The sequence below is a fragment of the Neptunomonas sp. genome (assembly GCF_016744175.1).
Classification (GTDB): domain Bacteria; phylum Pseudomonadota; class Gammaproteobacteria; order Pseudomonadales; family Balneatricaceae; genus Neptunomonas.
This window is the reverse complement of sequence record NZ_JADGEV010000041.1, coordinates 25820-37395: the sequence shown is the minus strand read 5'-3', so window position 1 is coordinate 37395 and position 11576 is coordinate 25820. Positions and strand designations below refer to the sequence as shown.

Sequence of the window (11576 nt, the reverse complement as noted above, 5' to 3'; positions counted from 1 at the left end):
ATTATTGTCATTGCTATCTCCTTCATGCTCAGTGCTATTATTGCTGTGTGGTTTTCTAATCACTTTAAAAGAGCGATTTTTGGCTTAGAACCCGAGCAGATTGCCCGCTTGTTTGATGAGCAGAAAGCGACGCTAGAGTCGGTGCGTGAAGGCATTATTGCGATTAACAATCAGGGTGGAATTACCACGTTTAACCGCAATGCGATTAAAACGCTGGGGTTATCTGAAGGGACACAATTAACGGGTAGGTCCATCGAAGAAATACTGCCTGAAAGCGGCATGTTAGAGGTGCTAAGCACCGGTAAGCCTCAGTTCGACTATGAAGTATGGCTGCGCAACGATAGCTATATAGTGAACCGCATACCGCTGCATCAAGGTGAGAATATTACGGGTGTTGTTTCAAGTTTTCGTCGCAAAGATGAGCTTGATTTGGTGAGTAAAAAATTAACACGTATTCGCCAGTATGCAGACAATTTACGCAGTCAGGCACATGAGTATTCAAATAAGCTTCATACTATTTCGGGACTGATTCAGATTAACGCTAAAAGTGAAGCGTTAGCGTTTATTGGCCAAGAGACACAAGCTCATCAAGAACTTATTAGCTTACTGTTAGATGCTGTACCTGACCCTGTGTTGGCAGGTTTTCTCTTAGGTAAATATAACCGTGCTCGTGAGCTTGGATTACAGCTAGTTATTGACCCCGATAGCCATATGGCGGAGTTGTCTAGTCACATACCACGAGAGCAGTTAGTGAGTATTCTAGGTAACTTGATCGACAATGCCTTGGAAGCCACCTTGTTGCAGAAAGGTTCTGGAGGCAAAGTAATGATCAGTATGACAGATCTGGGTAATGATCTGATATTTGAAATTGAAGATCAGGGAGTTGGTATTACTAAGGAGCAGCAGCAACAGATTTTTGAGAAAGGTTTTACCAGTAAACCAGAAGCAGGACATGGCATTGGCTTACATCTAGTGAAAGGTTTACTGAAAAGCCTTAGTGGCACCATTACGCTTGAACAAGGAGACGAAAAAGGAAGTCGTTTTATTATCTACATCCCTAAAAATAAGAATACAGTATGAACCCGATACGCGTTGTAATTGCAGAAGACGATCCGCAAATAGCTGAGATTCAAAAACGTTTTCTCGAGCGAATAGCTGGCTTTGAGTTGATAGGCATTGCTCATGGTTTGGAGGATGCAGAAGACCTACTTGAGGTGTTGCAGCCAGATCTATTGCTATTAGATATCTACTTTCCGTCTGGTACAGGTTTAGATTTGCTACGCCAATTACGCAGTAAAAACAGTCATGTGGATGTGATTTTAGTGACCGCAGCAAAAGAAGTAGATACGCTTCGAGAGGCCCTGCATGGTGGTGTGTTTGATTATATTCTTAAACCATTGGTGTTTGAGCGCTTGCAAGAAACCTTAGAGCGCTACCTTAATCATTTAGAAAAGCTTCAGGCGATGCAGTCTATTGTGCAAAGTGATGTGGATGCGTTCTTGCCTCATAGTAGCGTTGGACAGGCGAGTAATGTACAAGGTGTCCGTTTACCAAAAGGGGTGGATGCGCTTACCCTAGATAAGGTCAGAAACGCTGTTGATATGGGTAGTGAGCCACTCAATGCAGAGGAGGTTGGTCAGCGTATTGGTGCCAGTCGAACCACTGCGCGCCGATATTTGGAATTTTTGGTAAGCAATAACGAGCTTTTTGCAGAAGTGAGCTACGGCAGTGTCGGTAGGCCGGAAAGAAAATATAAAAGTATTTAAAGCTGATTTTTTTACGGTATTAAAGGATCGTTTTTTTAGCGGCTTGTAAAAAGCGGAGGCTTCCCTCCGCTGTTATATTTTCTTGCCAACTAGGTTTGCTGGCAAGAAAAGAAACTAATTACTTCATAGAGATAGTAGTGTGGACTTTATTAGACGTTGTGCCAGGCTCAAACCAGCGAGCTGAAACAGTCTTTGTTTGAGTCCAGAACTGTACAGCTTGTTGGCCGTTAGGTCCTAAGTCACCTAGTTTAGATGCACGTGATCCTGTAAAACTGAAGTAGGCAACCGGTACTGCAATTGGGATATTGATGCCCACTTGGCCTACATCGACGTTATTTTCGAACCAGCGAGCGCTCCAGCCTGAGTTGGTAAAGATAGCAGTACCATTACCATTTTCATTAGCGTTGATAATATCAGTAGCACTTTCTAGGTCATCAGCGCCCATCACACACATAACAGGACCGAATATTTCTTGAGTGTAGATATCCATTTCAGTAGTGACGTCAGCAAACAAGGTAGGGCCGACGAAGTTGCCTTGTGGATAACCTTCAACGGCGACACCACGACCGTCGAGCAATAACGATGCGCCTTGCTGAACACCTGTCTCAATGAGTCCTTCAACACGTGCTTGTGCTTGTGGAGAAACGAGTGGCCCTAAATCTGCGTCACGGTTGCTGCCAGGACCCACGATCATGCTCTTAGCGCGTTCAACCATTTCTGGTAGCCATTCGCGTGCTTCACCTACCAAAATGACAATGGCGTTGGCCATGCAGCGTTGACCTGCGGCACCAAAACAAGATCCCAGCATATGGTTAATTGCTTGGTCTTTATTCGCATCAGGCATGATAACCGCGTGATTTTTTGCCCCCATCATGCACTGTGCGCGTTTACCCGTGTTGCTGGCGCGATTATAAAGAGATGTGCCGACATGAGTTGAACCGATAAAAGATAGCGCCTTAACATCAGGATGCTCTGCAAGGCGGTTAGCAACATCAGCACCACCGTGTACGACATTCAACACACCAGCAGGAACGCCCGCTTCCATCGCCAGCTCCACTAAGCGCATAGTTGACGTAGGGTCTTGTTCAGAAGGCTTTAAAACAAATGTGTTACCGCATGCGATGGCTATCGGGAACATAAAGCAAGGCAGCATAATCGGGAAGTTAAATGCAGTAATACCCACACCAACACCGAGTGGTTTGTTGAGCGTATACACATTAACGTCACCCGCAACATTGTCAGCTATTTCGCCTAACTGGAGTTTAGTGATTAGGCAGGCATTCTCGATGGCTTCTAGTCCACGGCCCACTTCTCCTTCGGCATCAGGTAGTGTTTTACCGTGTTCTAAGCTGATGAGTTCGGCGAGTTCTTTGGTGTTGTCGCGTACCAACTGTTGGAATCGCAGCATAATTGCTTGGCGTTTGGCGACGGACACTTTACGCCAGCTTTTGAAAGCTTCTTTTGCGCTAGCGACAGCAGTGTCGACTTCATCAAGTGTTGCAAACGGTACTTTGGCAACAACTTCTTGAGTGGCAGGATTAAGTACATCAGCCCAAATGCCGCTGGTGGTTTCAACTTGTTCGCCGTTAATAATCATTGATACTTGGGGAATGCTCATTATTACCTCCAGGGATATCGTTAATAGATATCTGGGTTATGTTGCACTGCATATAAAGCTGCATTTATGCAAACAGTGTATTTATATTGGTATCGAGGATAGCGGCAGGGTATCTTCTTAACAATAGACAGTATGGCAATGCAGCCTTGCATAATTGCAAAGCTATGTTCACAAAGAGAATAGGTATGAACTGGGATGACTTAAAGATCTTTTTAGAGGTCGCACGTACGGAGAAGCTATCACAAGCTGCTAAGCGCTTAGGCATAGATGCATCGACAGTATCGCGGCGATTACACCGCTTAGAAGACCAGTTGGCTACTCAGTTGTTTGATCGCAGTACCGATGGTCATAGTCTCACAGAGCATGGCCAGTTATTGTTGCAAACTGCCCGTGATATGGACCAGCGGGCTCAAGCTGCTAATGATATTTTGCAGGGTAAAAATTTAGAGAATCAGGGCAAGGTGCGTCTTGGTGTCACTGAGGCTTTTGGTAATGACTTTATTGCTCCTGAGCTAGCTCGTTTTTGCCAGCAAAACCCCCAGATCATTATTGATCTATTGCCTTTGCAGCGCTTCGTTAAATGGTCACATCAGGAAGTAGAGATAGCTGTTACGATTGAAAAGCCGCCAAATACTTCGCTCGTTGTTTCAAAGCTCTGTGATTATGGTCTTAGTATGTACGCCTCTCGTGACTATCTTGAGCGTTCAGAAGTAATTAATGTGCCAGAAGATATTTATAAGCACCCGCTGATTGGTTATGTAGATGATTTGGTGTTTAGTGATCAGCTTTCTTATTTAGAACGGTTACTGCCCAATTCAAATCCTTGCTTTCGAAGCACCAGTGTCGTGACTCAATCGGTTGCTGTACGTGAAGGTCTCGGGCTTGCGATGCTACCTCATTTCTTAGCACGCAGGCATCCAGATTTAATACCGGTCTTAACTCAGCAAACGAGTGTGGTACGTACTTTTTGGATAGCCGTTCATCCGGAACAAAAAAAACTCGCCCGTGTGAACAAGGTTTGGCAGCACCTAAAGCGCCATGCGCAGGGCAATGCAACCATGCTGATGCAAGGAAACTAGCCTAACGCTGATAAGAAGCAAATAAAGAATGCTTGGCACTAGGCTAGAAGAAGGTTTTTATGATTTTGTTACTCTAACCCTTCAATAATGCCGCTTTCTAGCAATTGAATACTATTAGCAGCGGGTTTGCTTGGAAGCCCTGGCATTCGCATAATTTTTCCAGTTAATATCACTAAAAATCCCGCACCTGCATTAATTTGAATGGAGCTAACAGTGACTTCGAAGTCTCTTGGTCTTCCGTGTAAAGCAGGGTCGTCGGATAAAGAGCTAGGTGCTTTTGCAATACAGACGGGAAGATGTGTGAGCCCTAGTTTTTCGACCTGCTTAAGGTCTTTTTCTGCATCTTTAGAGAAGGCGACATCGTCTGCTCCGTACATGGCTTTACATACGGCACGCACTTTTTCTAAGACGCTAGACTCTAATTCGTAGAGCGGTTTGAAAGGGCGATTTTTTTCGACAGATGCCATGACTACTTTAGCTAATTCTATTGCACCTTTACCTCCCTCTGCATGATGGTTTGTTTCTGCAAAAGAAACACCATGCTCCTCGCAGCGCGCACGAATTATGGCAATTTCTGCGTCAGAGTCAGTTGAAAAGCGATTTAGAGCAACAACGGGATGTTTATTAAATATTTCGACACTTTCTATGTGCTTGTCTAGGTTTTCTAAACCTTGCATCACTGCTACAAGATCTTCTTTTTCTAAATCGTTTTTATCTTTACCACCATGCATTTTTAATGCGCGTACGGTTGTGACCAATACAACGGCATCAGGGTCTAATTCAGCGACGCGACATTTAATATCAAAGAACTTTTCAGCACCTAAATCGAAACCAAACCCCGCCTCTGTAATTGCCCAGTCTGCGTGGTGCATTGCCATCCTTGTGGCGATTACACTGTTACAACCATGAGCAATATTTGCAAAAGGTCCTCCATGAACGAAGGCTGGTGTACCTTCAAAACTTTGGACTAAATTCGGCTGTAAAGCGTCACGAAGCAGTGCCATCATTGCGCCAGTAATCTCTAACTGTTTTGCGTAGACGGGGTTTCCTTGGTAAGTAAAGCCAATCAAGGTTCGTTCTAAGCGCCGCTGTAAGTCCTCAGCATCATTGGCTAGACAAAGCATGGCCATGACTTCGGAGGCCGCGGTGATATCAAAGCCACCTTCGCGAGGAATCCCCTGCATTTTACCGCCAAGGCCTAGGACGATTTTTCGCAGGCTGCGGTCGTTCATATCCATGACACGGCGCCATACAATTTGGCGAGGGTCGATGTTTAGCTCATTACCTTGGTAGATATGATTATCCAATGCCGCGGAGAGTAAGTTATTAGCACTAGTGATGGCGTGAAAGTCACCGGTAAAGTGCAAGTTGATTCGATCTGCGGGCATTATTTGGCTATATCCTCCACCCGTTGCTCCACCTTTCATACCTAAACAGGGACCAAGAGAGGGTTCACGTAGTGCCATACATACCGACTCATTTAGTTGGGTGAATGCCTGGCCTAGTCCAATGGTGGTGGTTGTTTTCCCTTCACCGGATGGCGTAGGTGTTGTTGCTGACACTAGAATCAACTTTCCTTTTTTTTGGCTGGGCGTTGTTAATGCTTTTATATCTATTTTTGCGATATCTCTACCATATGAGTATAGGTATTGCTCCTTAATCCCTAGTGCTTCACTGATTTTAGTAATAGGTTTTGGTGTAAACTGCTGAGCTATTTCTACATCTGTAGCCATGTGAGGCTCCTTGGTTTTTACACATTTTTATCGGTTAGGGTATAACGGATAAATATGGAAAAAGTGATGAACAACAAGTAGTAAACGTATCTATTATGAGGCGAGAGAATCGCAACAACGTTTATGCAAGGTAGCACTCTTTGCGGTAATTGCATAAAGCGTATGATATGAAAGGTTTTATGTACTTACTTTTCAGTATGGCGGCGAGAGATATACATTGGTTGAGGTATAAGCATAACAATGGGTGCAGGGAGTCGTTAGCCTACACTGCCTCCATAGGGAGAAGGCCATGTAGGCTATGGATCAAAACGCAGTAGACAGTACGATATTTAAGCTGTCAGTATTGTCACCTGAGTAACTTTCCTCACGTACTAATTCAATAATTACTTCGGCATTCTCACTTAATTCACGCGATGCACCTGCGGTTAAGCGGGACTTGGCGAATAGTATCTCACCTTCATTGGTGAGACGTTCTGCATTATCTGTTTCACTGTATCCTAATGATAAATTCCCTGGTGCTCCAAGTAGATCAAAGCCGTAGTCAGCACTGGTGTGCCATACAGTCACTTTGGGCTGACCAGAAATATTATCGAAGCTATCTGTTTTTATGTATTCTGCAGATAAAGCCAGAGCATTAATTTCATAGGAAATATTGACTCGATAGGTAGACACTTCGTCATTGCTTGTTAAGCTATCGGCATCAAAAGCTTCAGTATTTCGAATGTTATTTAAATAGCCTGCACCAATGCTCATCCCATTATCAAAGTTTATCCCTACATTGAAGCCGAAGTTTTCAACAGAGTTTTCTTCTTCACTATCATGCTTTGCGCGAAAGATATAAACATCGGTGTTGAGGGCGCCATTACTATAGCTTAATTGGGCTAGATCGTCGGTGTTGTCTGTTAGGTCGTCAGTGAGAGGGTCTGTCCATGCGCTGCCGTTTATGACTGAAAAAGGTATGCCCGTACGGCCTAATGTTAGTGCCCAAGGGTTATCATCGGAACCAATTTCAATGATGGCTTCATCAACATAGAAGTCTTGCTCTTCATTGTCATCCTCATATTTTAACGTCGTAGATAAAGCGATGTTGTCATTAATTTCAGCATCGATAGTTAATTCAACACTGTCCATGTCGAGGTCGCTTTTCGAATCACCCGCGTCATTTTCGCTTATTGTCCCTAGAAACTCGGCACTGCCACTGACGCTTACTTTTTTACTCCAGTTCTGCTCTTCAGAGCGCTGTACTTTTTGCTGCTCTAAATTTTTTTCTAACTGTTGAATTCTCGCTTTTAACGTCGCTAGCTCAGAATGAATGTCTTCAGCCATGGCTGGTGTTACTGCACAAATATTTACAGCAACCAGAGAGGCCAGTAATGTTTTTTTCATTATGTTTCCTTAAGTTAAATATAAGTTGAGAGGCTTTTTATGTAAGGAGTTTTCTCTTTTTCTTGGTTGATGCTTATAGAGAATAGTAGTAAAAGTGGAGCTAATCTTAATGTAAGCGATAATGATTATCAATAATATTTGTGTGTGTTTAAGATCGTTTTTTAGATCATGCTTTTAGAAAAGAGTTGCTTGGTATCAGGGCACGGTTTATTGAAAGAAAGGATGGGGAGTGGCTAAACGAGACTTAGTTGTCGCCGTATGTTGTATTCAACAAAGCATCCTTGCTTTGTTGAATGGATCTTATGAGGTCAGTTCTGCGTTTAATTGCGTGAGGCAGGTAGCCACAGAGGCGCTTGCTTGTTCCATTTTAAGTAGGTGGGCAGCAATATCAGAGGTTTTACCTTTGCGGGCGGCTTCAACTGCAGCCAGTCCTTGCTTGTGTACCTCTTCATGAGGGGCGTCTATGCGGCTATAGCTTGGTAAATGGCTATAATCTCTTTTCCCATCCCCTGTGAAGTACCAATTGCCTAAACGGCAGGACGTGTGGTCAGTGAGTGAGCTAAAGTTGTTAAGGTCTTCAGTAATAATGCCTTTATAAACCTTATTTTTCCATATGACATGGTCTAGCTTAACGGTTTGAATAAAGGCATCACTAGCGCTTGATTGTATGACACGGTTCATTCGGTTTGAGAGGCTGACTACTTGTGAAACACCGTTGCGTATTTGTTCCGCTGAAGCCACAACTTCAGAGCTCATGTTTTGCACGCTCTGGATATCTTGTGATGCTTCGTCTGTCTTGATGGCTATTTGTTTCACTAATGAGGCGATATTTTCACTGGCTTCGCTGGCTTTTTTCGCTAGATTTCGTACTTCATCTGCGACAACAGCAAAGCCTCTTCCTGCTTCTCCTGCACGGGCTGCTTCGATGGCGGCGTTAAGAGCAAGTAAGTTTGTTTGGTCAGATATACCGCCAATAATGCCTACAAATTCTTCAATTTGCTTAGAAACACTTAAAAGCCCATCGATTTTTTCATTACAGGTATTGGAGTTGCTTTGTATGGCTTCTACCCGGCCCAAAATGACATTTACTGCTTGTTGTGTTTGGTCAAAAACATCCATTGATTCATGCAATGACCCTTTTTCTGAGTGCAAGCTCTCAGCCGCATGAGCAATGGTATCTCGTGTATCTGTTACAAGATGGTTGCCTTGTATCCACGCTATGCAAAGTTGTTTTTGATCGAGACTGCTATCTTGAGGCTTATTTGAGAATTCTGAAAGCAGCTGTTTTAGCTCTTGAACTTCTAAAAGAGCAGCTTCTTTTTCCGAATTGGCTGTTAGAAGTTCGCTCTCATATTGTGATATTTTTGCCTTTAGTTTCCGTAATAAAAACATCTAGATTGATTCCATGCGTGTGGTTATATAAGGAACTTGTAATGAAAGGTTGCTAATTATTGATGTTCAGTGTAGTTAAGAATCTTTATTTTGCCTACTTCTTTGTTAATCATTAATTAGAGTTTCTGTTATATCTCTATAAAGGGTTTTGATCACTGAGGTAAAAGCGCTAACAAAACTAAGCGATGGGCGGCTGACGTGCATAAGCCGACCATCGCTATGACAGATAACTAAATAAGTGCTCTTTCAACCCAGTCTAAGCGATCTTGGCCGAAGTATATTTCATCATTCACGAACATTGTCGGGGCACCGAAGACTCCTCGTTCCGCCGCTTCTTCAGTTGCCTTAATCAATGCCAGTTTATTCTCGGGTTGTGCCATGGCTTCCAGCACAACGCTGGCATCAAACCCCGCATCATTGAGCACGTGTGTTAGTACTTCCATAGAAGACAAATCTTTGCCATCAGCCCACGCTGCTTTATACATTGCTTGGTTGTACTCTTCGATCCGTCCCTGCGCCAGCGCCCAAAAAGAACCACGCATAACGCTAACAGTGCTGAAAATAAAATGCGGGTTAAGTTGGTAGGGAATATTGTAATGTTTGGCTTGGCGGGCAAAGTCTTTTTTTATCCATTCCCATTTGGCGGGTACCGTTATGGGAGCGGTATTGCCATTGGCTTTGAAAACACCTCCAAGCAGCATTGGTTTGTAGTTAATAGTCGCGCCGGCTCGTTCGCAAAGCTCTGTTAAGCGAACGAGAGCAAAATAGGATGCTGGACTGATAAAGTCATAATAAAAGTCTACGGTTTTACTCATTAAACATTCCTCAGAGGGTAGTTAGTTAGGGTTAATTACCACTGTTCTGCATAGGGGCGAACATCTTGTTCGAAGGTCCATGCGGTCTTAGGTTGGCTATGGAGTTGCCAGTAAACTTCAGCGAGATCATTGGGCTGAATAATGCCGTCTTTACCTTTGCTAGCGAATAGATCAGGTAAGAACTGTTTTGTCGCTTCGTTTTCTATCAGGCCATCAACAATCACATGAGCAATATGGATTCCTTTCGGGCCAAGTTCTCGAGACATGCTTTGCGCAAGAGCTCTTAAAGCGTGCTTGCCTCCCGCGAAAGCCGAAAAACCACTATTCCCCCGCAAGCTTGCAGAGGCTCCCGTAAAGATGATGGTGCCTTTATTCCGGAGTAGCATTTTTTTTGCTACCTCACGGCCCACTAAAAAGCCCGCGAGTGCGCACATCTCCCAGACTTTGCGGTACACCTGGGTTGTTGTTTCGGTCACACTGTACTGAACATTACCGCCTACATTGAATACGGCAACACTGATTGGCCCTAACTCTGTTTCAACCTCATTTATTAGCGTTGTGACTTGTTCTTCATCACGAGCATCTGAGTAAAACGGGGTTGCTTCAGAGCCTAATGCTTGTACATCACTGACCAGTGAATCCAGATTGCCGCGGCGGCGTGTAGCAACGATATGAAACCCTTCTACAGCGAAACGACGAGCAATAGCAGAGCCCAAGTGGTCTCCGGCACCGACAATTAGTGCTATAGGTCTTTGAGTTACTGACATACCTTTCTCCTTGCTTATTGTGCTTGGCTTTCTCTAGTAGGAAAAGTGTAGAGAGTAAACTACAATAAATATAATCGATTGTTTGTATCGTAATGATAAGCAAGGGTTATGTTATGGAGTTGCAACAGTTACGCCTATTTCTCGCGGCGGCTGAATCAGAGAGTTTCACTCGCGGTGCTGAGCGTGCATTTGTATCTCAACCCGCGCTGTCTGCTTCAATTTCAAAATTAGAAACAGAGGTAGGCGTTAAGCTCTTTATCCGTAATAAGCGCAATGTGGTGCTCACGCCAGCAGGACGAAAGTTCTTACAGCGTGCAAAATCGATTGTGGGTGAATGTGCCAGAGCTAAAGATGAGCTTAAGCAACATGAAGTCCAACGAAGGCTACGGCTCGGTATCATCAACACCTTGTCTATTACGGCGGTAGCTCGGCTGATAGAGCAGTATCGCCGGGAGAATCCTGATCTTAAGTTGGATGTGTTTGATGCCAGTGCCGCTGAGATACTTAAGCTGGAACGGGAAAGCCGTATTGATTTAGCATTGACGACTATAAGAAACAGGTCGCAGACTACGCGCAGCTTCCTTCTCTCAAAATTACTTTTTTCTGAACCCTATTTTGTCGCGTTACCTCGAAACCATCATCTCAGGTTATCAAAATCAATTAGCATTGCCGATTTAGATAACGAACCCTTTATTGGCCGTAGTCATTGTGAGCATCGTCTGGTGATTCAGGACTTGCTGAAACAGCATAATGTCCAACTGAATATTGCTTATGTAACTAATCAAGATGATCGAGCATTAGCGCTTGTAGAAGCCGCTGTTGGCGTTGCCATAATACCCGCACATTATGCGTCGTCTCGTATCACTACGTTGCCTCTTACTGAAGATCAGACGAAGCGTTCTATTGGGTTTGAATGGGGTGAAAGTGAGAACGTGGATGAAATTAATAAATTTGTAAGCTTTGCTAGTACCGCATCTTGGGCTTATAACGAGAGTTGAAATTAAAAATGAGAAGGGATAA

General features: G+C 43.9%; 10 protein-coding genes. 4 read left to right on the top strand and 6 right to left on the bottom strand.

Features of this window, described 5'->3' with window-relative positions:
• Together QZZ55_RS15805 and QZZ55_RS15800 are read left to right on the top strand one after the other, a co-directional pair.
• On the top strand, positions 1 to 1080 hold a 1080-nt coding region (locus QZZ55_RS15805; protein WP_293268388.1), incomplete at its 5' end, for a sensor histidine kinase.
• A complete protein-coding gene (locus QZZ55_RS15800) occupies positions 1077 to 1766 on the top strand; it encodes a response regulator (RefSeq protein ID WP_293268387.1) in 690 nt (229 codons plus the stop codon). The genes QZZ55_RS15805 and QZZ55_RS15800, both read left to right, overlap by 4 nt.
• A gap of 118 nt (positions 1767 to 1884) precedes the next feature.
• Here QZZ55_RS15800 and QZZ55_RS15795 read toward each other — a convergent pair whose 3' ends face one another.
• On the bottom strand, positions 1885 to 3384 hold the full coding sequence (locus QZZ55_RS15795) for a CoA-acylating methylmalonate-semialdehyde dehydrogenase (protein ID WP_293268386.1): 1500 nt from the start codon (positions 3382 to 3384) through the stop codon (positions 1885 to 1887).
• A 185-nt stretch (positions 3385 to 3569) separates the two neighbouring features.
• On the opposite strand from QZZ55_RS15795, the gene QZZ55_RS15790 reads away from it, so the two are divergent.
• Entirely contained in the window at positions 3570 to 4463 is an 894-nt protein-coding gene (locus QZZ55_RS15790) for a LysR family transcriptional regulator (protein ID WP_293268385.1), read from the top strand.
• Between the two features lie 68 nt (positions 4464 to 4531).
• Here QZZ55_RS15790 and QZZ55_RS15785 read toward each other — a convergent pair whose 3' ends face one another.
• The 5 genes from QZZ55_RS15785 to QZZ55_RS15765 form a co-directional block, all read right to left on the bottom strand.
• Positions 4532 to 6196, bottom strand: a complete 1665-nt coding sequence (locus QZZ55_RS15785; RefSeq protein ID WP_293268384.1) for a formate--tetrahydrofolate ligase — start codon at positions 6194 to 6196, stop codon at positions 4532 to 4534.
• Between the two features lie 303 nt (positions 6197 to 6499).
• Positions 6500 to 7582 carry an LbtU family siderophore porin gene (locus QZZ55_RS15780; protein WP_293268383.1) on the bottom strand — a complete coding sequence of 361 codons (1083 nt, stop codon included), beginning with the start codon at positions 7580 to 7582 and terminating at the stop codon, positions 6500 to 6502.
• Between the two features lie 300 nt (positions 7583 to 7882).
• Positions 7883 to 8974, bottom strand: coding sequence for a methyl-accepting chemotaxis protein (locus QZZ55_RS15775; RefSeq protein ID WP_293268382.1), 1092 nt, complete (start codon positions 8972 to 8974; stop codon positions 7883 to 7885).
• A gap of 230 nt (positions 8975 to 9204) precedes the next feature.
• Positions 9205 to 9789, bottom strand: coding sequence for a 2-hydroxychromene-2-carboxylate isomerase (locus QZZ55_RS15770; RefSeq protein ID WP_293268381.1), 585 nt, complete (start codon positions 9787 to 9789; stop codon positions 9205 to 9207).
• Positions 9790 to 9824: 35 nt separating this feature from the next.
• Positions 9825 to 10556 carry an SDR family NAD(P)-dependent oxidoreductase gene (locus tag QZZ55_RS15765; protein WP_293268380.1) on the bottom strand — a complete coding sequence of 244 codons (732 nt, stop codon included), beginning with the start codon at positions 10554 to 10556 and terminating at the stop codon, positions 9825 to 9827.
• A 113-nt stretch (positions 10557 to 10669) separates the two neighbouring features.
• Between QZZ55_RS15765 and QZZ55_RS15760 the strand changes: the two genes are divergently transcribed.
• Complete coding sequence (locus QZZ55_RS15760; RefSeq protein WP_293268379.1) at positions 10670 to 11554, top strand: LysR family transcriptional regulator; 885 nt, start codon at positions 10670 to 10672, stop codon at positions 11552 to 11554.
• Positions 11555 to 11576 lie beyond the last annotated feature (22 nt).